The following is a 21,640-nucleotide window of genomic DNA, read 5'->3' on the forward strand; positions in this document are numbered from 1 at the left end:
ATCATCGGTGTGGCCATCTATCTGGTGCTCATGGCCGAAGCCTTTGCCGGCTACATGCTGCCCTGGGGTCAGATGTCCTACTGGGGTGCCCAGGTGATCGTGAACCTGTTCAACACCATTCCGGTGGTGGGCGGGGACCTGGTGACTTGGATCCGGGGCGACTTCCTGATCTCCGATGCGACCCTTAACCGCTTCTTCGCCCTGCATGTGGTGGCCCTGCCGCTGGTGCTGGTGCTGCTGGTGTTCGTGCACATCGTCGCCCTGCATGCCGTGGGTTCCAACAACCCCGACGGCGTGGAAATCAAGAAGTTCACCGGTAGCAACGGTCATCCGGCCGACGGCATTCCCTTCCACCCCTACTACACGGTGAAGGATCTGTTCGGCATCGGTGTGTTCCTGATCCTGTTCTTTGCAGTGGTGTTCTTTGCTCCCGAGGCGGGCGGCTACTTCATCGAGAAGGCCAACTTCCAGATGGCCGACCCGATGGTGACCCCGGACCTGATCCATCCGGTGTGGTATTTCGGTACCTTCTATACCGTTCTGCGTGCGGTGCCTGATCCGTTCCTGGGCGTACTGCTCATGTTCGGTGCCGTGCTGATCCTGTTCTTCATGCCCTGGATCGACCGCAATCCGATCAAGTCCTGGCGCTATCGCGGCACCATCCACAAGTTCAACATCGTGTTCTTCGGTCTGACCTTCGTGGTGCTGGGTTATCTGGGCCTGAAGCCGGTGGAGCCCTTCTATGCCGAACTGGGTCTGCGCCTGACGGCCGTCTACCTGCTGTTCTTCTTCGTGCTCTGGTTCCATAGCAAGTCTCGGTCTTCCCTGTTCAGTTGGCTGTCCTTCCTGGTGCTGGTGAGTGGTTACACCTACTGGGATTACCTGCGCCTTCAGGCCGGTGTCGACCAGACCCTGCTGGTGGGCATGTGGTTCATTCCGACCGTGTACCTGGTGATCTGCCTGCTGCTGCCTCTGTACACCCAGCTCAACGAGGAAAAGCCGGTTCCGGCGAGGGTGACTTCGTGATGAAAAAGATAATTACGCTCGTATTCATGATGGCCTGTGCAGCGCCCGCGGCGGCGCTGGCGGCCGGACCTGCCAAGCCTCTGGATCGCGCCAATATCGATATGACCGATACGGCCTCCCTGCAGCGTGGCGCGGAGTATTTCTTCCAGTACTGCATCGGCTGCCATTCGATCCAGTACAAGCGCTACAATCGCATGGGCAACGATCTGGGTCTGAGTGATGACCAGTTGCGGGAGCGGTTCATTCATACCCGTGACCAGGGCGGTGACCAGACCGGCGTCGGCGAACTGATCAAGATCGCCATGAAGCCCGGTGACGCGGAAGAGTGGTTCGGTCAGCCCGCGCCGGATCTGAGCCTGACGGCCCGCCTGCGGGGCACGGACTGGATCTACACCGTACTGCGCAGCTTCTATCTGGATGACAGCCGTCCCATGGGCGTGAACAATGCCGTCTTCGAAGCCATGAGCATGCCCCATATCCTGTGGGAGCTGCAGGGCTGGCAGGCCAATGTGGGCGAAGAGGGTCACGTGAAGCTGGAGAAGGTTGCCGAAGGCAAGCTGACCACCGAGGAGTACGATGAAGTGGTCCGCGACATCACCAACTTCCTGGCCTATGCCGCGGATCCGGTGAAGGTGGAGCGTCATGAGCTCGGCAAGTGGGTGCTGTTGTTCCTGGCCTTCTTCACCTTTGTGGCCTATCTGCTGAAGAAGGAATACTGGAGAGACGTGCACTGATCGTCGTTCCAGCAAAGAAGGGGCAGGGATGCCCCTTTTTTTTCCAGCCGGCCGCCTGGATCCTGTCGGCCGACCGACCGGAGAGCCTCCATGGCGTTAATCGCCAATCGTAGATCCGTCATGACGCTCTTTTCAGCACCCACCTGTCCGAGATGTCATTCGGTCAGGATCGTGCTGGCTGAAAAGGACATCACGGTGGATATTCACCAGATTGAAACCGGCGAAAAGTCCGAGGACCTTTCCGACCTGAATCCCTATAACTCCGTTCCCACACTGGTAGATCGGGAATTGGTGCTTTACGGCACTCAGGTCATTCACGAATACCTGGATGAGCGTTTCCCCCATCCACCGCTGATGCCGGTGGATCCGGTGGCCCGTGCCACGGCGCGCTTGGCCCTGTACCGGGTGGAAATGGACTGGTATCGTGGTCTGGAAAGTCTGAGTGTCGCGCCGGACAAGCAGGCCGCCAAGGCCCGCAAGATTCTCCACGAGAGTCTGGCGGCAGCCAGTGAGATCTTCGCCATCAAGCCCTATTTTCTCAGTGATGAATTCAGCCTGGTGGACGCGGCCATCGCGCCGGTCATGTGGCGTCTACCCCATTACGGGATCCCGCTGGAAAAACTGCCCGCACCGATCCGGGACTACGCCCGGCGCATGTTCACCCGGGGGGCCTTCCGCCAGAGCCTGACCGAGGCCGAGAAGGAAATGCACTGATTCCGCCTCCGGTAGTGTCCGGTTTTTCCGCTGAGTATTCGAGCCTTGCCATGACATCCAGTCGACCGTACCTCATCCGCGCCATCTATGAATGGGTCGTGGACAACGACATGACGCCCCACCTGCTGGTGGATGCCGCTGCAGAGGTGGTGGTACCCCGCGAGTATGTGGAGAACGGGCGTATCGTGCTCAATGTGGCTCCCCTGGCGGTGAGCGGCTTGCTGATCAGTAACGAAGCCGTGACCTTCAACGCCCGTTTCGGCGGCCGCCCCATGAACGTGATGATCCCCATTGATCGAGTGCTGGCCATCTACACCCGGGAAAACGGCCAGGGCATGATGTTCGCCGAGTCCGAGGACGGGGACGAGCCGCCGCCTTCCGGTGGCGATGACGATGGCAGTGGCGGCAAGGGCGATGTCGGGCGCCGCAAGGGACCCAGCCTGCGAGTGGTCAAGTAAGTCTCAGACGATCGTTGCCGGGGCAGGGGGGAGGCCTTTGCCCGGGTTGAGGATCCCGTCCGGATCAAAGCAGCGCCTGACTTCGTGCATCAGCGCCAGGGCTTCTTCTCCCAGCTCACGGGCCACGAAGGGGCGTTTCACCAGGCCGATGCCATGCTCCCCGGAGATGCTGCCCCGCAGGCCCAGCACCAGATCGAACACCCCGTCCAGGCAGGCGTCCGCCGCCTTCATCTGTGCCGCGTCGTCCGGATCTACCAGTAAATTCACGTGGATATTGCCGTTGCCGGCATGGCCGAAACTGACGATGGTGATGCCGTGCTCGGCGCCCAGTCTTTCCAGTCCGTTCACGAGGGCTGGAATCTTCGAGACAGGCACCACCACGTCCTCGTTGATCTTCTTGGGTGCGATGGTGCGCAGGGCTGGTGACAGGGCCTTGCGGGTGGACCACAGGGCCTTGATCTCCGCTTCGGTACCGGCCAGTTCCACCGACAGACAGCCCTCGCCCCGAGCGGCTTCCATGACCCGCCGTGCCGCGCCGTCCAGGCTCTCTGCCAGACCATCCACCTCGATCATGAGCAGGCCTCCCGCCCCTTCGGGAAGGTCCGCCCGGGAGTAGTGGCGGATCATCTCGATGGCGCGTCCGTCCATGAACTCCAGGGCGCAGGGCACCACGGGCTGGGCCATGATGCGGGAGACGGCTTGGGCGGCGGCATCCATGGACGCGTAGACCGCCTGCAGGGTGCGCTTGCCTTCCGGCAGGGGCGTGAGCTTGAGGATGGCTTCGGTGATGACGCCCAGGGTGCCCTCGGAGCCGATCAGCAGCCGGGTGAGGTCGTAGCCGACCACGCCCTTGGTGGTGTAGACGCCGGTACGCAGCAGTTGCCCGCGGCCGGTGACGGCGGTCAGGCCCAGGGTGTTGTCCCGGGGGGTGCCGTACTTGACCGCCCGGGGGCCAGCGGAGTTGTAGGCCAGATTGCCGCCGATGGTGCAGTAGGCGGCACTGGTGGGGTCGGGAGGCCAGAAGAAGCCGTGGCGGCCGGCCGCCTCCTGCAGGGCTTGGTTGGTGACGCCCGGCTGGACCACTGCCAGGCGGTTGTCCGGGTCCAGTTCCAGGATGCGGTCCATGCGTTCCAGGCTCAGCACCACGCCGCCCTGGTCCGGGACGGTGGCGCCCGTGGTGCCGGTGCCGCGCCCGCGGGCGATCAGGGGGGTCCCGTGTGCCCGGCAGCTGCGTACCACGGCCTGTACCTGCTCGGTTTCGGTGGCGAAGACCACGGCCTGGGGCTGGGCATGCAGACGGGAGTTGTCGCCGCCGTAGGGCCAGCGGTCGGCGGCGTGGATGAGCAGATTGTTCATGCCCACCGCCGCCTCCAGCGCCTTGAGCAGGGCGGCGGGTAGCGGTGTTTCCGAGGGCTTTGTGTGCGGCAGGGCCATGGGTGGGTATGTCCTTAGCGGAGGCCCAGTAACTGGCGATCAATGAGGTCGCAAAGGATATGGATCACCACCAGGTGGACCTCCTGAATGCGGGCGGTCCGGGCAGCCGGGGCACGAATCTCGATGTCTCGCTCCGACAGCAGGGTTGCCAGGGCTCCACCGTCACGACCGGTTAAAGCCACCACGCGCAGATCCCGTTCCCGTGCGGCCTTGATGGCCTCCAGTACATTGGCCGAATGCCCCGAGGTGGAGATGGCCACCAGCACATCCCCGCTCTGGCCCAATACCCGGACCTGACGGGCAAAGATCTGATCGTAGGCATAGTCGTTGGCGATAGAGGTCAGTATGGAGGTGTCGGTGGTGAGAGCCACCGCAGGCAGACCCGGGCGCTCGTGCTCGAACCGGTTCACCAGTTCGGAGGCAAAGTGCTGGGCGTCGGCCGCAGACCCGCCATTGCCGCAGATCAGGAGCTTGTGCCCGCCGAGGAAGGTCTCCAGTACGCACTGGGCTGCCTGTTCGATGGCCTCAGGCAGGCTCAGGGCGGCACTTTGCTGGGTTTCCACCGTTTCGGCGAAGGTCTGGCGAATGATGTCTTGCAGGCTCATGCGGGCAGGATACTCAGGGGCTGGCCTCAAAGGCGTTGGGAATCCAGTTCAGGCGGTCATCGGCTTCGATGGCAACCACATCCAGCCGGGCCGGGCGATTGCCGCCATGGATCTGAAGATAAAAGGCCGCCGCCGCCAGGATGCGGCGTTGTTTGCGGCCATTGATGCTGGCGGCGGCACCGCCGAAGCGGGCGGAGCGACGCTGGCGCACTTCGACGAAGACCAGGGTGTCCCGGTCTTCCATGACCAAGTCGATTTCCCCCACCTTGCAGCGGAATTGTGCCCTCACAAAACGCAGCCCCTGCCGTTCCAGAAAGGCTCGGGCGCGGGCTTCCGCCGCGTCACCCTGGGCCTTGAGATTCATTGGGCCTGATCCGCCACGGGCAGGTCGGTCTGTCCGACGAGTCGCGGCCGGCCATCGATGAAACGGGCCCAGTTGAGATCACGGGTGATATGTCCCGAGGCATCCATGCGCAGTCCGCCGGTGAGACCCTGGTAGCGCTCACTGGGGTGATCGGCGAGGCGCCCCAGCAGGGGGAAGAGCTGGAGGGCATCAAAACCCAGGGCCACCAGGCGCGGCAGTTGGCGGGTATTGCCCGAGAGTTGGGCATCCAGCCGGGAGCGCAGTTCCGGGCGCGGATTGGCGCCTTCCAGCAGCCATGGGATGTCGGCAAAGACCAGACCGTCCAGATCCTGATCATGACGGGGATCGGGTCTCCCCGAATAGACGTGGGAGGTGGTGAGTACCGGGATCTGACCGGCACGATGGAAGCGCAGCTGCGGCCAGAGCAGCCTTGCCTGACGCGGGCTACCCGACAGGAAGATCAGGTCCACGTCTTCCCGGGGCGTGGGGCGTGCATCCCGTCCGGTGCGGCCGCTACGGTCACGGATGTCCAGGGCCGCGATGATGGAGGCGCCATAGTCCGATGCCTCGGGGGCAAAGAACTGGGTGCTGACCACCTGACCGCCCAGGGCTTCGAAGCGGTCACGGAAGGTCCGTTGCAGCCGTTCGCCAAGTTCGGTGCGCGGCATCAGGATGATCGCGCGCCGGCGCCCTTCAAGGATGGCCCGTTCCGCGGCTTGGGTGGCTTCGGTTTCGGGGTTGAGGCCGAATTGGTAGAGGCCCGCAGGGTAGGCGGACTGGGGGTCGGCATGGTTCAGGGCCAGGATCGGTATGGGCAGTGATTCGCGCTGGGCAAACAGGGTCACGGCATTGCGATCCAGGGGGCCGATGACGCCGCGGGCGCCATCCGCGATTGCCTGCTGGTAATGGGTCCAGGCGGATTCAGCCTGTTCGCCGGTGTCATGGATGCGCAGCTCCGGCCGGTTATCGGCGGGGCTGTCGTAATAGGCGGCAATGACACCTTCAAGAATCGCCTGGGCCGCCGTGGAGAAGCGTCCGGTCAGCGGCAGCAGCACCGCCACGTGTTCGGGGTAGTGTCCATAGGCCGCCCATTGTTCGCGTAGACGATTCAGGAAGCGGGGGGCGGCCGGGTGACCGTCAAACTGTCGGTGCCAGGCATCTAGCCGTGTCTCCAGGGCCGATAGGCGTGGCGGGGTGTCATGGGCCAGTTCCGCCAGGCTCAGCCAGCCGCGCGCCTCGAAACGGCTGGCCCGTGCCGCCAGGTCCGGCAGTTGTCGGACGGGGATCTGCTGCAGCATGGCCCATAGGGCTTCCTGGCTGACCAGGCGCTCTTCGGGGTTCTGATACAGGGCGCCTTGCCGGATGCGGGTCTCCAGGGCTTCATGCCAGCGGCCCTGATCGGCGAGGGCGCCGGCCTGTGTTTCGAGGATGCGTGCCACCAGGGCGGAGGGCAGGTTGTCCAGGGAAGGGGGTAGGTGACTCAGGGCGGTCTGTGGATCCCCCTCCAGCCAGGTGATGCGGGCGTTGAGTTCGGCATAGCGGGCTTTGCCGGCGGCATCCAGATGCCGGCTTTCTACCTGACCCAGGACCCGGGAGGCTTGGTCAAGGGCGTCCGGCTCAACCGGGGGGCGCAGCATCAGGTCGGCCGCATTGAGCTGGACCCGAGCCCTGTCCGCCCCTCTCAGCCGCGCGGCGGCATCGAGATATGCCGCCGCGGCCGCCAGGTGCGACCCCTCCTTCTCCAGTAGGGCGGCATGGGCCAGTGCATCGGTGGGTGGGTCTGCGGGGCGGGGCAGGCCGGCGCAGGCCGACAGGAACAGCGCAATCAGCAGTGGCAGGACGATATGTCGCATGGTGCACACGGGGTCATGGGTTCTCCCTCCCGCCTGGGCGGGTTAGACTGGCGAACCGTTTTTGTGGGGTTTCCAGTATCTTGGCCGGGGTGCAGTGTGTCAATTGAGGCGGGTGTTTTATATGTGGTGGCGACGCCGATCGGCAATCTCTCCGATATCTCCCGCCGCGGGCTGGAGATACTGGGAAGGGTCGACCTGATCGCAGCGGAAGACACCCGTCATACGGGCAGGCTGCTGGTCCATTTCGGTCTGGCCACGTCGCGCGTGAGTCTCCATGAGCATAATGAGGAGCAGCAGGTCCCGGCACTGGTGGCGCGTCTTGCCCAGGGTGACTCCATTGCCTTGGTCAGTGATGCCGGTACCCCCCTGATCAGTGACCCCGGCTTTCGTCTGGTGGCGGCGGCTCGCGAGGCCGGGATTCGCGTCTCTCCCGTCCCCGGCCCCTGCGCCCTGATCGCGGCACTCTCCGCCAGCGGACTGCCTTCCGACCGGTTTCTCTTCGAGGGTTTCCTGCCTGCCAGGGAGCAGGGCCGCCGCAGGCGTCTGCAGACTCTGCGGGAGATCCCCTGCACCCTGATCTTCTACGAGTCCAGCCATCGCATCGGTGATGCCCTCAGGGACATGGCCGAGGTGCTGGGGGGGGAGCGTCGGGCGGTGGTGGCACGGGAATTGACCAAGACCTTTGAGCAGGTCCAGGGGGATACCCTGGAAGGGTTGGTGCGATGGCAGTCCGAGGACCCCAATCATGGACGCGGCGAGTTCGTGGTGCTGGTGTCCGGGGCGCCACAGCAGGAGACGGGTGAATTGACGGCGGAGGCGGAGCGTGTGCTGCAGCTGCTGCTGGGGGAGTTGCCGCTGAAGTCGGCGGCGCGCCTGGCGGCGGAGATTACCGGTGTTTCCAGAAATATCCTCTATCAACGCGGGCTTGAGCTGCGTTGAGGAAACGCCGGCTTGAGTATTGCCGGCGAAACATCGAGCAGGCCCGCTTTCGTCACTCCCGCGAAGGCGGGAGTCCCTGATCTTCAGTCCGCGACTGGATTCCCGCTTGCGCGGGAATGACGTGTTCGGAACCTTCCTAAGCGGCGTTCCCTGTCTTGTGCTTGGTCGCTGAACTTACATACAATGCTTCCCGGAGCCGGCCAGACAGTCGCTGCGGTTTCACAGGCCGTGGAGGAAAGTCCGGGCTCCACAGGGCAGGGCGCCAGGTAACGCCTGGGCGGCGCGAGCCGACGGAAAGTGCCACAGAAATGATACCGCCGATGGCCTTCGGGCACAGGTAAGGGTGAAATGGTGCGGTAAGAGCGCACCGCGCGGGTGGCAACACGCCGTGGCAGGGTAAACCCCGCCCGGAGCAAGGCCAAATAGGGGTGCACTGGTGTGGCCCGCACTGCACCCGGGTAGGCTGCTCGAGGCGCATGGTGACATGCGTCCCAGACGAATGACTGTCCTCGACAGAACCCGGCTTATCGGCCGGCTCCACTTTTCTTCCTTGCCCCCGCCCGGGGGCGCCTTGCCGACTCGATCGCCCCCTGAAAATCCTACCAGCTCACTCAACTCTGTTTGCGTGACTTGTCGGGTTTCTTTTGCAACTCCCTGATTAGTCGAGAAACCCCAACATGACTGGGTTCGATCTCACGGGCGCCTTCCAGCATGTTTTGTAAGTATTTGTGACGCAAGCATAAATCTTGATCCTTGAAGGGGCATTTCCCTTGACACTCCGCTGAGCGCCTACCTATAGTGTCGACGAGTGGCTTTATGTGGGGGCAGGTGGAGTTTGCCCGAGTTTTCGAGGCCTTCCCAAGACGGAAAGGCGGGGCGATTCCGGCGGTACAGACGCTGTGATTGGTGCAGATGCCCGGGGCGGTCGTGTTCAGAGGGATTACCAACCTGAATCTGGACTCCAAGGGGCGTGTGGCAATGCCCACCCGGTATCGTGACCGCCTGGCGGAAAGCTGTCAGGGTAATCTGGTCATCACCGTTCACCTGGATCAGTGTCTGCTGATCTATCCCCTGCCGGACTGGGAAATCCTTGAACAGCAGGTGATGTCCCGGCCCAACATGAACCGGCGGGTGCGGGACCTTCAGCGTCTGCTGGTGGGGCATGCCTCGGACTGCGAGATGGATGGTAATGGTCGGATACTCCTGCCTGCTCCCCTGCGTGAATTTGCAAACCTGACAAAACGGGCGGTACTGGTGGGGCAGGGCAACAAGTTTGAGTTGTGGGACGAGGATGCGTGGAACAGCGGCCGTGATGACTGGTTCCGGCAAGAGGCGCGGGAAGGTGATCTGAGTTCGATCCTGGAGTCTCTGACGCTGTGAGTCATGACATGCTGGAGAAGATCGGCCATCGCCCGGTACTGCTGGAAGAGGCCCTGGAGGCCCTGTGTATCCGCTCGGATGGTCTTTACGTGGACTGTACCTTCGGCAGGGGGGGGCACAGTGGTGCCATCCTCGACCGTTTGGGTCCGGCAGGTCGCCTGATTGCCCTGGACCAGGATCCTGAAGCCGAAGCCGAGGCCCTGCACCGTTTTGCGGGAGATGATCGCTTCGAGTTCGTGCGAACGTCCTTTACCCGGCTGCTGCCTGAACTCCGGGTGCGTGGCCTGACAGGACGGGTGGATGGTGTGCTGCTGGATTTGGGGGTGTCTTCCCCCCAGTTGGATACCCCGGAGCGAGGCTTCAGCTTCATGCGGGATGGTCCTCTGGACATGCGCATGGATCCGATGCGGGGAGCGTCTGCCGCCCAGTGGCTGGCACGTGCCGATGAGGCCGAGATCGCCGGGGTTTTGAAGACCCTGGGCGAGGAGCGCTTCGCCCGCCGCATCGCCCGCCACCTGGTCGCACAGCGGGCCGTCATGCCCATCGAGCGGACCGGTCGCTTGGCGGCGCTGATCGCTGAGGCCATTCCCCGCCCTGAACGGCACAAGCACCCGGCCACGCGCAGTTTCCAGGCCATTCGCCTGCATGTGAATCGTGAACTGGACGCCCTGGACGAATGCCTGGCGCAGATACCGGCGGTACTGGCCCCCGCAGGGCGACTGGCGGTGATCAGTTTCCATTCCCTGGAGGATCGGATCGTGAAGCGCTTCATCCGTCGCCAGTCGGAAGGCGAGCCGTTGCCGCGGGGGTTGCCTGTCACCGATCTCCCCCCCGGAAGGACCCTGTTGAAGATCGGCAAGGCGCAGCGGGCTCGGGAAGATGAGGTTGATGAGAATCCGCGGGCACGCAGCGCCGTGCTCCGGGTGGCCGAGCGCCTGTCATGAGCCGGCGCCTGATATTACTGGCCCTGCTGTTTCCGGCGGTGGTCATCGGTGCCTTGGCGGTGGTGCACAGCAAGCATCAGAGCCGGGTGTTGTTCACTGAATTGCAGGCTGAACTGAGATTGCGTGACGAACTGAACATCGAATGGGGGCAGTTGCAGCTGGAGCAGAGTACCTGGGCGACCCATGGACGGATCGAAGAGGAGGCAGGCAGCCGTCTCAACATGCGGCTGCCTGATGCCCGTTCTACCGTTATCTTGCTGGAGTGATTGATGTCGGAGCCAAAGACAACGGTTTCTCGCTGGCGGCGCGGCGCGGTGCTGGGGGCTTTCGCCCTGGCCTTCGTTGCCGTGCTGGCGCGCGCCGTGGATCTGCAGGTTCTGCAGCAGGATTTTCTCCAGGGCCAGGGTGACGCACGTCATCTGCGAGTGGTGTCCCTGCCGGCCCACCGGGGCATGATCGTGGACCGCAATGGTGAACCCATTGCGGTCAGCACGCCGGTCGACAGCGTCTGGGCCAACCCCAGGGAAACATTACAGCACCCCACGCAGCAACTGGTGGGCCTGGCCCATCTGCTGGACATGAATCCACGGGATCTGCATCAGCGTCTGGCCGAGCGTGCCGAGCGTGAATTTGTCTATCTGCGCCGTCATGTCAGGCCGGATGTGGGGGCGCAGGTCATGGCCTTGCGAGTCCCCGGTGTCGCCCTGCAGCGCGAATACCGACGCTACTATCCCATGGGTGAGGTCTCCGCCCATGTGCTGGGCTTCACCAATATCGATGATCGTGGCCAGGAGGGTCTGGAACTGGCCTATAACCCCTGGCTGACCGGCGAGTCGGGCGCCAAACGGGTGGTCCGCGACCGTCTGGGGCGCGCCATCCGGGACGTGGAGAATATCCGGCCCGCCCGCCCCGGGCAGGATCTGACCCTGACCATTGATCAGCGCCTGCAGTACCTGGCCTATCGTGAACTCAAGGCCGCAGTCCAGGCCCATGGCGCGCGGGCGGGCTCTGCGGTGATTCTCGATGCCCGTAACGGCGATGTCCTGGCCATGGTCAACCAGCCCTCCTACAACCCGAACAACCGGGGCACCCTGCGTGGCGATAGCGCCCGTAACCGGGTTGTCACGGACCTGATCGAGCCTGGTTCCACCATCAAACCCTTCACCGTGGCCGCGGCCCTGGAGAGCGGGCAGTTCCAGAAGGAGTCCCTGCTGCAGACCAGCCCCGGCCGCATGCGGGTGGGCCGCCACACCGTCACGGATATCCGTAACTACGGCCTGATTGATCTGACCACCATGATCAGCAAGTCCTCCAATGTGGGGGCGAGCAAGCTGGCCCTGGCCATCGAGCCTCAGCAGCTCTGGGAGACTTTCTATCGGGCCGGCTTTGGTCGCAGCACCGGCAGTGGGTTTCCTGGAGAGGCCGGCGGCAATCTACGGGATTTTTTCCATTGGCGTGATGTGGAGCGCGCCACCATGGGCTTTGGTTATGGCCTGTCCGTCACGCCGTTGCAGCTGGCCCAGGCCTACGGCGCCATCGCCAACGAGGGGGTGATGTTCACGCCCCGTCTGGTGGTATCCGATGCCCCGCGCGAGGCCTATCGGGTCATGAGTCCCCATACGGCCCAGAGCCTCATGCACATGCTGGAGGTGGCCGTATCCCGTGAGGGTACCGGCATCCGGGCCTCCGTGGAGGGCTACCGGGTGGCCGGCAAGACCGGCACGGCACGCAAGCTGGTGGATGGCGGTTATGCCAAGGGGCTCTATCTGTCCCTGTTTGCCGGCATGGCGCCCGCCAGTGATCCGCGTCTGGTGATGGTGGTGATCATCGATGAGCCCGCCGGCGATCAATATTACGGCGGCCAGGTGGCGGCCCCCGTATTCGGGGCGGTCATGCGTGGTGCGCTCCGCCTCATGGATATTCCCCCCGACAATCTCCCGGATCTGAAGTCCGCCTCCCGTTCCTCCGCGGAGGCGCCGACATGACGTGCCCTGCGCAAACCGAACACCGATATCTGCTGTCGGAACTGCTGGTCGGGATGGTGCCGGTTCCGGCTGTCCTTGACCGCCCCGTGCAGGGCCTGTGTCTTGACAGTCGCCGGGCGTTGCCCGGCGAGGTGTTTCTGGCCGCGGCGGGACATCACCATCACGGTCTGAGCCACGCCCGGGAGGCGGTTCAGCGTGGGGTCGTGGCGGTACTCTGGGAGCCCACGGCAGCGACGGGGGCACCGCCTCCCGAGGCGTCGGTGCCTTATCTGGCCGTCCCCCGGCTGCGTGAGCGCATGGGTGAGCTGGCGGCGCGGTTTCATGGTCATCCCTCACGCGCCATGCAGGTGGTGGGGGTGACGGGCACCGATGGCAAGACCTCGGTATCCCAGTGCCTGGCCGGCGCCCTGGACAGTGACAGTCGCCCCTGCGGCGTGATCGGTACCCTGGGCAGCGGGCGTTACGGTGAACTGGGAGATCCGGGTCTGACCACGCCTGATCCCGTGTCCCTGCAGGCCTTTCTGGCTGCCATGGGGCGCTGCAAGTTGCATCAGGTGGTGATGGAGGTGTCATCCCATGCCCTGGATCAGGCCCGAGTGGCGGGGGTGGATTTCGATGTTGCCATCCTCACCAATCTGGGGCGGGATCACTTGGATTATCACGGTACGGTCACCGCCTATGGTGAGGCCAAGGCACGGCTGTTTTCCTGGCCCGGCCTGAAAACGGCAGTGCTGAACCTGGACGATCCCTTCGGTCGCCTGCTGGCCGAGCGGCTGAAGGTCCCCGTGCTGGGCTATGGCCTGCAGGCGTCGTCCGACGGCCCCGAACTGGTGCTGGCGACCCATCCGGAATTCCATGCCGAGGGTATCCGCGCCCATGTCATGACTCCATGGGGGGCGGGTGAGCTGGAAAGCCCCTGGCTGGGACGGTTCAACCTGGAAAATCTGCTGGCGGTACTGGCGGCGTTGCTGAGTCTGGACGTCAGCCTCACCGATGCCCTGGAACGGCTGCATCACAGTCCGGCAGTCCCTGGACGCATGGAGCGTTTCCACGGTACCCGGGGGCCGCTGGTGGTGGTGGATTATGCCCACACCCACGAGGCGCTGGCCCAGGTGCTGCAGGCCCTGCGTGCCCATTGCAGTGGTCGGCTCTGGTGCGTGTTTGGTTGCGGCGGCAACCGCGACTCGGGCAAGCGCCCGCTGATGGCGGCCGTAGCCCAGCGTGACGCGGATCAGGTGGTGGTGACCAGCGACAATCCGCGCCATGAGGATCCTCGGGCGATCATCGAGGCGGTCTGTACCGGCTTTACCGATCTTTCGCGGGTGCATGTGGAAGCCGACCGGGAGGCTGCCATCCGCCATGCCTTTGGTCAGGCGGGTCGGGAGGATGTGGTGCTGATCGCGGGCAAGGGTCATGAGACCTGGCAGATCTTCGGCGATGAATGCCGCCCCTTCAGTGACCGGGTCCTGGCCCGCCGGCTGGTGGAGGGTGAGGCATGATGCGGATTTCCATGAGCCAGGTGGCGGCACTGACCGGCGGACGCCTGCAAGGCGCCGACGCGGCTGTGCAGGGGGTGTCCACGGACAGTCGCAGCGTAACGGCGGAACAGCTCTTTGTCGCCCTGAAGGGACCGCGTTTCGACGCCCATGACTTCATCTGTCCGCAGTTCCCGGCCGCCGGCTTGCTGCTCAGCCGGGACCCCGGCCCGAACCAGGACCGGCCCTGGGTGCTGGTGGATGATACCCGTCGTGCCCTGGCCGACCTGGCCGCCGGCTGGCGCCGCCATTGTCCGGCCCGGATCGTGGCGCTGACCGGCAGCAACGGCAAGACCACGGTCAAGGAGATGCTGGCGGCGATTCTCGGTCACTGCGGCGAGACCTGGGCCACCCGCGGCAACCTGAACAACGACATCGGTGTCCCCCTGACGCTGCTGAGTCTGTCCGGGAAGCATCGCTTCGGTGTGATCGAGATGGGGGCCAACCATGCCGGCGAGATTGCCTTGCTGACGCGCATTGCCCGGCCCGATGTGGCCTTGATCACCAATGCCGGCCCTGCCCACCTGGAGGGGTTCGGCAGCATCGAAGGGGTTGCCCATGCCAAAGGCGAGATCTTCCAGGGGCTGGAAGATGAGGGGGTGGCGGTGATCAATGCCGATGATCCCTATGCCGACCTGTGGCTGTCCATGAATCCCGGGCGCCAGGTCATCCTGTTCGGCCTGTCGGCACGGGCCCGGGTCCGGGGAGAGATGGATGGCGAGGATCTGCTGATTCATCTGCCGGATGACCGAATCCGTGTGTCCCTGGCCCTGGCCGGTCGTCATAACCGTCTCAATGCATTGGCTGCGGCTGCGGCTGCCCATGCGCTGGGGGCGGACGCCGCGGCCATCGGCCGGGGTCTGGCATTGATGCAGCCGGTACCGGGGCGTCTGGTGTCCCGGCCGGGAGCGGCGGGCAGTCGTCTCATCGACGATAGCTACAATGCCAATCCCGCCTCCACTCGCGCGGCGATCCAGGTGCTGTCGGAGCAGCCCGGGCACCGCATCCTCGTCCTCGGGGATATGGGCGAACTGGGTGAGGACGCCGCCGGTATGCATCGCGAAATGGGTGCATTGGCCAGGGCCATGGGGGTGGAACGGCTGCTGGCAGTGGGTCCGCTGAGCCGACATGCGGTCCATGCCTTCGGCAACGGTGCGGAGCACTTCGAGGATCAAGCCCGCCTGTCGGCGGTGCTGACAGGATGTCTGGGACCTGATGTGGTGGTCCTGATCAAGGGGTCCCGCGGACAGCGCATGGAGCGGGTGGTATCGGCATTGATGCCGGAACAAGGGCAGCGACAAGAACAATCGGGAGATAATGGGCATGCTGCTCATTCTGTTTGAGTATCTGAGCCAGTACTACACGGCCTTCAACGTAGTCCAGTACCTGACCCTGCGTGCCATCCTGGGCGTGCTCACGGCGTTGCTGATCGCCTTTATGGTGGGACCGGCCATGATTCGGCATCTGACCCGCTACAAGATCGGCCAGCAGGTGCGCAGCGACGGTCCCCAGACCCATTTCAGCAAGGCGGGAACCCCCACCATGGGGGGTGCCCTGATCTTGGTGGCGGTGGCCGTCAGCACCCTGTTGTGGAGCGACCTGAGTAACCGCTTTGTCTGGGTGGTGCTCCTGGTCACCCTGTTATTCGGGCTTATCGGCGGGGTCGATGATTACTTGAAGCTGCGGTACGGCAACAGCCGGGGGCTGTCGGCGCGCAAGAAATTTTTCTGGCAGAGTCTGGTGGCCTTTCTGACCGCCGTGTTTCTGTTCTACACCGCCCAGACCCCCATCGAGACCACGCTGATCGTGCCCGTTTTCAAGGATGTGGCCATTGATCTGGGTCTGTGGTTCATCCCCCTGACCTGGCTGGTGATCGTGGGTTCGAGCAACGCGGTGAACCTCACCGATGGCCTGGATGGCTTGGCCATCATGCCCTGTGTGCTGGTGGCGGGGGCGCTGGGGGTGTTCGCCTATGTGTCGGGTCATGCCATCTTTGCCGACTACCTGGGCATTCCCTTTGTGCCCGGGGTGGGGGATCTGACCGTGTTTGCCGCGGCCCTGGTGGGGGCGGGCATGGGCTTTCTCTGGTTCAACGCCTACCCGGCCCAGGTCTTCATGGGCGACGTGGGCGCCCTGGCCCTGGGCGCGGCCTTGGGCCTGCTGGCGGTGACCACCCGGCAGGAGATCGTGCTGGTGATCATGGGCGGGGTGTTCGTGATTGAGACCCTGTCGGTGATCCTGCAAGTGGCCTCCTACAAGCTGACCGGGCGGCGCATCTTCCGCATGGCGCCGCTGCATCATCATTTTGAACTCAAGGGCTGGCCCGAACCGCGGGTGATCGTACGTTTCTGGATCATTACCGTGGTGCTGGTGTTGATCGGTCTGGCCACCCTGAAGATCCGTTGAGGACGGCGAGTGACGTGACAGAGCAGGCAACGACACTGATCGTGGGACTGGGCACCACCGGGCTCTCCGTGGCGCGGCATCTGGCCGCCCGCGGGGAGCCCTTCTGCGTGGCCGATACCCGCGAATCGCCGCCGGGTCTGGCTGCGCTGCGGGAACAGGTGCCGGACGTGTGTCTGTTCTCCGGGCCGTTTGACCCGGACGTGCTGTCCCGTTTCGAGCGGCTGATCGTGAGCCCCGGGGTGAGCATTCGGGAACCCGCGATCCGGGCGGCCGAGGCCGCCGGTGCCCGGGTGCTGGGTGATATCGAACTCTTTGCCGGGCAGGTCAACGCCCCGGTCCTGGCCATCACCGGTTCCAACGGCAAGAGCACGGTGACGACCCTGGTGGGGGAGATGGCCCGGGCCGCGGGGCTGCAGGTGGCGGTCGGCGGTAATCTGGGTACCCCGGCACTGGATCTTCCGGCATCCCGGCCGGCGCCTGATCTTTATGTGTTGGAGCTCTCGAGCTTTCAGCTGGAAACCACGTCCGGGCTCCGGTGCGAGGCGGCCGCCGTGCTCAATCTCTCCGCGGATCATATGGATCGTTACCAGGGGCTGGACGAGTATGCCCAGGCTAAGGCACGCATCTTTCGTCACGCCCGGGTGGCAGTGACCAATCGGGAAGATCCCCGGGTCCAGGCCATGTCCGGTGGCCGGATGCGGGTGAGCTTCGGCCTGGATGCCCCGGCGGATGGTCAATATGGTCTGAAACAGCGGGACGGCGCGTCCTGGCTGTACCGGGGGGATGACCCCCTGATGGCGGAGGCGGAGCTACGCATGGCCGGGCGTCATAACACCGCCAATGCCCTGGCTGCCCTGGCCCTGGGCGAGGCCGCCGGCCTGCCCAGGGGCGACATGCTGGCGGTATTGCACCGCTTTGCCGGTCTGCCCCATCGTTGCCGGTGGGTGGCGAATCTGCAAGGTGTCGACTGGTACAACGATTCCAAGGGCACCAACCTGGGCTCCACCCTGGCGGCCCTGGCGGGCTTGCCGGACAAGGTGGTGCTCATCGCCGGCGGGCAGGGTAAGGGGCAGGACTTTGCGCCCCTCAAGGCCGTGGTGACCCAAAAAGCGCGGGCAGTGGTACTCCTGGGGCAGGACGCAGCCGTCATTGAGCGGGCTTTGGAGGGTGTAGTGCCGGTGGTGCGGGTCCATGACATGGATCAGGCCGTGGCCGAGGCCGCCCGGCTGGCTTGTCGTCGGGACAGCGTACTGCTGTCGCCTGCCTGTGCCAGCCTGGATATGTTTCGCAATTATGAACACCGGGGCGAGGTCTTCGAGTCCGCAGTACGGAGGTTGGCATCATGAAGGGACTTGATCTTCAGGCCACCCGGGACATGGACAACCGCTTGACGGTGGAACTGCACCAGAAGGTGGACCTGGGGCTGGCGGTCACGGTCATGGCCCTGTTGGGGCTGGGGCTGGTGATGGTGGGGTCCGCCTCCATCGGCATCGCCGAGCGCAGTCTGGGCGATCCCTTCTATTTTCTGCAGCGGCAGGTGGTCTTCGTCACCCTCGGCGTGGTTGCGGCTGTCATGCTTTACAACCTGCGCCTGGCCTGGTGGCAGGTCATGGGACCCTGGCTGCTTCTGTCCGTCTACGTGTTGTTGCTGTTGGTGCTGGTGCCCGGTATCGGCAAGACCGTGAACGGCTCAACCCGCTGGATCTCGGTGGGACTGTTCAATCTGCAGGTCTCCGAGGTGGTGAAATTGCTCATGACCGTCTACCTGGCCGGCTATCTGGTGCGGCATGCCCGCCAGGTGCGCGAAACCTTGATGGGTTTTGCCAAGCCGTTGATCCTGCTGATGCTGGCCACGGTGCCCCTGCTCATGCAGCCGGATTTCGGCGCCGCCGTGGTGCTGATGGCCATCGCCCTGGGGATGCTGTTCCTGGGCGGCGCACGGCTGTGGCAATTTTTCATGCTCCTGGGCGTCGTGGGTGCGGCGATGGCCTGGCTGGCCGTCCAGACGCCCTATCGGGTGGCCCGCCTCACCGGTTTCATGGACCCCTGGACCGACCCCTTCAATACCGGCTTCCAGCTCACCCAGTCCCTGATTGCCATCGGCAGTGGTTCCTGGTTCGGCGTGGGGTTGGGCGGCAGTGTGCAGAAACTCTTTTATCTGCCGGAAGCCCACAACGATTTCTTGTTCGCCGTGCTGGCCGAGGAACTGGGCCTGGTGGGCATCGTGACGGTGGTGGCCCTCTACGGCTTTCTGCTCTGGCGCAGCTTTGCCATCGGCCAGGCCGCCGAACGGGTGGGGCACCTGTTCGGAGCGCACCTGGCCTACGGCATCGGCATCTGGATCGGCCTGCAGGCCTTCATCAACATGGGCGTGAATATGGGCATGCTGCCCACCAAGGGGCTGACCCTGCCCCTGATGAGCTATGGCGGCAGTTCCATGCTGGTGACCTGTGCGGCCATGGGGCTGCTGGCCCGGGTACACCGGGAAACGGTGGAGAGCGGGGGCTTCAGGCCCCGCCGCCGTGCGTCCGGAGGTGGATCATGAGCCGTCGCCCTATCCTGATCATGGCGGGTGGTACCGGGGGGCATGTCTTTCCAGGACTGGCCGTGGCCGATGATCTGCGTGCCCGAGGCGAGACCGTGTGCTGGCTGGGCACGGCCACGGGTCTGGAGGCCCGGCTGGTGCCGGCGGCCGGGATCGAGTTTCACACCCTGCCGGTGAGCGGCCTGCGGGGCAAGGGGCTGTCCGCCTGGCTGCTGGCCCCCTGGCGACTGGGGGTCGCTCTGTGGGCCGCCCTGGGCTTGATGCTGCGCCTGAAACCCCGTGCCGTACTGGGGCTGGGGGGGTTTGCCTCCGGCCCCGGCGGACTCATGGCCGCGGCCCTGGGCCATCCCCTGGTGATCCATGAACAGAACGCCATTGCCGGCATGACCAACCGCTGGCTGGCCGGACGGGCGGATCTGGTGCTGGAGGCCTTCCCGGGCACGTTTCCGGTTGCTCGGGAGCCGGTGGCCGTCGGCAATCCGGTGCGCGCAAGCATCCGTGAACTGCCGGACCCCGCGGTGCGTATGGCCGGACGGGAAGGTCCTCTACGCCTGCTGGTGGTCGGCGGCAGTCTGGGTGCCCTGGCCCTGAATACCCGCGTGCCCGAAGCGGTAGCCCGTCTGCCCGAAGCTCACCGTCCGCAGATCCGGCATCAGGCCGGGGAGCGCACGTTGGAGCAGGCTCGCCAGGCCTATGCCGAGGCCGGCGTGGAGGCCGAGGTGACGGCCTTCATTGATGACATGGCCCAGGCCTACGGCTGGGCGGATCTGGTGATCTGCCGTGCCGGGGCGCTGACGGTTTCCGAGTTGGCGGCTGCCGGCGTGGCCGCCCTGTTGGTGCCTTACCCCCATGCGGTGGATGACCACCAGCGCGCCAACGCCCGCTATCTGTCCGAGACCGGTGCGGCACACCTCATCCTTCAGGATGAACTGGATGCCGGGGACTTGGCGACCCTGCTGGAGTCCCTGGATCGTCCCCGGCTGCTGGAGATGGCCGCCCAGGCCCGGCGCCTGGCTCGTCCTGATGCCACCCGTCGCGTGGCCGAGGCCTGTCTGGCCCTGGCCGGTAAAGGAGATCGCTCATGAATGCCCCCACAGCCCTGATCGGCATGCGCCGTATCCGCCGCATCCACTTCGTGGGCATCGGCGGTTCGGGCATGGGCGGCATTGCCGAGGTGCTGGCCAACCTGGGGTATCAGGTGAGCGGTTCCGATATCGCCGAAAACGCCGTGACCCGGCGTTTGGAAGGTCTGGGGGTGGAGGTCCGTGTGGGTCATGATGCCACCCATGTGCAGCAGGCCGATGTGCTCGTGGTTTCCAGTGCCATCCGCCCCGGTAACCCGGAGTTGCAGGCGGCACGGGAGCGTCGCATTCCCGTCGTGCCCCGGGCCGAAATGCTGGCGGAGTTGATGCGCTTTCGCTACGGCATCGCTGTGGCCGGGACGCACGGCAAGACCACCACCACCAGCCTGGTAGCCAGCCTGCTGGCGGAAGGGGGGCTGGACCCCACGTTCGTGATCGGTGGTCGGCTCAACAGCACCGCCAGTCATTCCCGGCTGGGGCAGGGCAGCTATCTGGTGGCCGAGGCGGACGAGAGCGACGCCTCCTTTTTGTGTCTGCAGCCGATGATTTCAGTGGTGACCAACATCGATGCAGACCATCTGGCTACCTATGAAGGGGATTTTTCCCGGTTGCGGGATACGTTCCTCGAATTCCTGCATCATCTTCCGTTCTACGGCCTGGCGGTGTTGTGCGTGGATGATGCGGAGATCCGCGGCTTGATCACCCGCATCGGCCGTCCCATGCTCACCTACGGCATCGATCATCCGGCGGATGTCCATGCCCGCGAGCTACGCCCGGACGGCACCCGCACCCATTTCGATCTGCACCTGCCGGGGCGTGACCAGGCCCTGCCGGTGACCCTGAATCTGCCGGGACGCCACAATGTGCTCAACGCCCTGGCGGCGGTGGCCGTGGCCCATGAGCTGGGGGTGGATGATGGCGCCATCCAGCGCGGGTTGCAGGCATTTCAGGGTATCGGTCGTCGTTTCCAGGTCTACGGTAATCTACCCACCCCGATGGGGGCGGTGCTGCTGGTGGATGACTATGGCCATCATCCCACCGAGGTGGCCGCTACCATCGCCGCGGCCCGGTCCGCCTGGCCGGGGCAGCGTCTGGTACTGGCCTTCCAGCCCCATCGCTACACCCGCACCCGAGACCTGTTCGAGGATTTTGCCGAGGTGCTGTCCGAGCCTGATGTGTTGGTGCTGCTGGATGTCTATGCGGCGGGTGAGGACCCCATTCCCGGCGCCGACGGTCGTACCCTGGCCCGCACGATCCGTACCCGGGGACGGGTAGACCCCGTGTTTGTGGATGCCCCCGAGCGCCTGGTGGATGCCCTGCGGGGTGTATTGCGGGAGGGGGATGTGTTGCTGACCCAGGGGGCGGGTAATGTGGGGGCGCTGGCGGCCAGTCTGCCGGTGGCCTTGTGTGCCGTGGGAGATGCCCCATGATCGTCGCCCGTCGTCCCGGTCATCTGCGTGGGGAACTGCGCATCAATGAAGCCATGGCCCGGCATACCTCCTGGCGGGTGGGTGGCCCGGCGGACCGCTGGTATCGTCCGGCGGACCTGGATGATCTGGTGCTGTTTCTGTCCGGTCTGCGGGCGGATGAACCCCTGTTCTGGCTTGGTCTGGGCAGCAACATCCTGGTGCGGGAC

20 protein-coding genes, 1 other RNA gene and 1 pseudogene are annotated in these 21,640 nt (G+C 64.7%); 18 read left to right on the forward strand and 4 right to left on the reverse strand.

Annotated features, from left to right (window positions below; translation table 11 throughout):
* The 4 genes from LQ952_RS11325 to LQ952_RS11340 form a co-directional block, all read left to right on the forward strand.
* Window positions 1-1,026, forward strand: a 1,026-nt coding sequence (locus tag LQ952_RS11325) for a cytochrome b (protein WP_238622752.1), incomplete at its 5' end; no start/stop codon positions are given.
* Window positions 1,026-1,760: a cytochrome c1 gene (locus LQ952_RS11330; protein WP_238622753.1), complete on the forward strand. Its 735-nt coding sequence runs from the start codon at window positions 1,026-1,028 to the stop codon at window positions 1,758-1,760. The genes LQ952_RS11325 and LQ952_RS11330, both read left to right, overlap by 1 nt.
* A 90-nt stretch (window positions 1,761-1,850) precedes the next feature.
* A complete protein-coding gene (locus LQ952_RS11335) occupies window positions 1,851-2,474 on the forward strand; it encodes a glutathione S-transferase N-terminal domain-containing protein (RefSeq protein WP_238622754.1) in 624 nt (207 codons plus the stop codon).
* A 50-nt stretch (window positions 2,475-2,524) separates the two neighbouring features.
* The gene (locus LQ952_RS11340; protein ID WP_238622755.1) at window positions 2,525-2,932 is read left to right on the forward strand and encodes a ClpXP protease specificity-enhancing factor; all 408 of its coding nucleotides are present in this window, start codon (window positions 2,525-2,527) and stop codon (window positions 2,930-2,932) included.
* 3 nt (window positions 2,933-2,935) lie between these two features.
* Here the strand turns inward: LQ952_RS11340 and LQ952_RS11345 are convergent, their stop codons facing one another.
* Genes LQ952_RS11345 through LQ952_RS11360 form a run of 4 tightly spaced genes read right to left on the reverse strand, consistent with a single transcriptional unit; the run spans window position 2,936 to window position 7,188 of the window.
* Entirely contained in the window at window positions 2,936-4,366 is a 1,431-nt protein-coding gene (locus tag LQ952_RS11345) for an FAD-binding oxidoreductase (RefSeq protein ID WP_238622756.1), read from the reverse strand.
* A gap of 14 nt (window positions 4,367-4,380) precedes the next feature.
* Entirely contained in the window at window positions 4,381-4,971 is a 591-nt protein-coding gene (locus LQ952_RS11350; RefSeq protein ID WP_238622757.1) for a phosphoheptose isomerase, read from the reverse strand.
* Between the two features lie 13 nt (window positions 4,972-4,984).
* Window positions 4,985-5,335, reverse strand: a complete 351-nt coding sequence (locus tag LQ952_RS11355; RefSeq protein WP_238622758.1) for a YraN family protein — start codon at window positions 5,333-5,335, stop codon at window positions 4,985-4,987.
* Complete coding sequence (locus LQ952_RS11360) at window positions 5,332-7,188, reverse strand: penicillin-binding protein activator (RefSeq protein ID WP_238622759.1); 1,857 nt, start codon at window positions 7,186-7,188, stop codon at window positions 5,332-5,334. The genes LQ952_RS11355 and LQ952_RS11360 overlap by 4 nt, the downstream gene beginning before the upstream one ends.
* 123 nt (window positions 7,189-7,311) lie before the next feature.
* On the opposite strand from LQ952_RS11360, the gene rsmI reads away from it, so the two are divergent.
* The 14 genes and pseudogenes from rsmI to LQ952_RS11430 all read left to right on the forward strand — a co-directional run.
* The gene (gene rsmI / locus LQ952_RS11365; protein WP_238622771.1) at window positions 7,312-8,127 is read left to right on the forward strand and encodes a 16S rRNA (cytidine(1402)-2'-O)-methyltransferase; all 816 of its coding nucleotides are present in this window, start codon (window positions 7,312-7,314) and stop codon (window positions 8,125-8,127) included.
* Between the two features lie 192 nt (window positions 8,128-8,319).
* Window positions 8,320-8,670: RNase P RNA component class A (rnpB, locus tag LQ952_RS11370), an RNA gene on the forward strand.
* A gap of 384 nt (window positions 8,671-9,054) precedes the next feature.
* Entirely contained in the window at window positions 9,055-9,507 is a 453-nt protein-coding gene (gene mraZ, locus LQ952_RS11375) for a division/cell wall cluster transcriptional repressor MraZ (RefSeq protein WP_238622760.1), read from the forward strand.
* An 8-nt stretch (window positions 9,508-9,515) separates the two neighbouring features.
* Window positions 9,516-10,451: a 16S rRNA (cytosine(1402)-N(4))-methyltransferase RsmH gene (rsmH, locus tag LQ952_RS11380; protein ID WP_238622761.1), complete on the forward strand. Its 936-nt coding sequence runs from the start codon at window positions 9,516-9,518 to the stop codon at window positions 10,449-10,451.
* Window positions 10,448-10,717, forward strand: coding sequence for a cell division protein FtsL (ftsL, locus tag LQ952_RS11385; protein WP_238622762.1), 270 nt, complete (start codon window positions 10,448-10,450; stop codon window positions 10,715-10,717). Before rsmH ends, ftsL begins: the two co-directional genes overlap by 4 nt.
* Before the next feature lie 3 nt (window positions 10,718-10,720).
* Window positions 10,721-12,436, forward strand: a complete 1,716-nt coding sequence (locus LQ952_RS11390) for a peptidoglycan D,D-transpeptidase FtsI family protein (RefSeq protein WP_238622763.1) — start codon at window positions 10,721-10,723, stop codon at window positions 12,434-12,436.
* Complete coding sequence (locus tag LQ952_RS11395; protein WP_238622764.1) at window positions 12,433-13,935, forward strand: UDP-N-acetylmuramoyl-L-alanyl-D-glutamate--2,6-diaminopimelate ligase; 1,503 nt, start codon at window positions 12,433-12,435, stop codon at window positions 13,933-13,935. Before LQ952_RS11390 ends, LQ952_RS11395 begins: the two co-directional genes overlap by 4 nt.
* Entirely contained in the window at window positions 13,932-15,314 is a 1,383-nt protein-coding gene (locus LQ952_RS11400; RefSeq protein ID WP_238622765.1) for a UDP-N-acetylmuramoyl-tripeptide--D-alanyl-D-alanine ligase, read from the forward strand. Before LQ952_RS11395 ends, LQ952_RS11400 begins: the two co-directional genes overlap by 4 nt.
* Entirely contained in the window at window positions 15,295-16,377 is a 1,083-nt protein-coding gene (gene mraY / locus LQ952_RS11405; RefSeq protein WP_238622766.1) for a phospho-N-acetylmuramoyl-pentapeptide-transferase, read from the forward strand. Before LQ952_RS11400 ends, mraY begins: the two co-directional genes overlap by 20 nt.
* 14 nt (window positions 16,378-16,391) lie before the next feature.
* A complete protein-coding gene (gene murD, locus LQ952_RS11410) occupies window positions 16,392-17,723 on the forward strand; it encodes a UDP-N-acetylmuramoyl-L-alanine--D-glutamate ligase (protein ID WP_238622767.1) in 1,332 nt (443 codons plus the stop codon).
* Window positions 17,720-18,922, forward strand: a complete 1,203-nt coding sequence (ftsW, locus tag LQ952_RS11415) for a putative lipid II flippase FtsW (RefSeq protein ID WP_238622768.1) — start codon at window positions 17,720-17,722, stop codon at window positions 18,920-18,922. Before murD ends, ftsW begins: the two co-directional genes overlap by 4 nt.
* Window positions 18,919-20,007: an undecaprenyldiphospho-muramoylpentapeptide beta-N-acetylglucosaminyltransferase gene (gene murG / locus LQ952_RS11420; protein ID WP_238622769.1), complete on the forward strand. Its 1,089-nt coding sequence runs from the start codon at window positions 18,919-18,921 to the stop codon at window positions 20,005-20,007. Before ftsW ends, murG begins: the two co-directional genes overlap by 4 nt.
* Window positions 20,004-21,434, forward strand: coding sequence for a UDP-N-acetylmuramate--L-alanine ligase (gene murC / locus LQ952_RS11425; protein ID WP_238622770.1), 1,431 nt, complete (start codon window positions 20,004-20,006; stop codon window positions 21,432-21,434). The genes murG and murC overlap by 4 nt, the downstream gene beginning before the upstream one ends.
* Window positions 21,431-21,640 (forward strand): annotated as a pseudogene (locus LQ952_RS11430) (UDP-N-acetylmuramate dehydrogenase); the annotation flags it as partial. The gene murC and the pseudogene LQ952_RS11430, both read left to right, overlap by 4 nt.

It is taken from the genome of Ectothiorhodospira lacustris (assembly GCF_022227785.1).
Classification (GTDB): domain Bacteria; phylum Pseudomonadota; class Gammaproteobacteria; order Ectothiorhodospirales; family Ectothiorhodospiraceae; genus Ectothiorhodospira; species Ectothiorhodospira lacustris.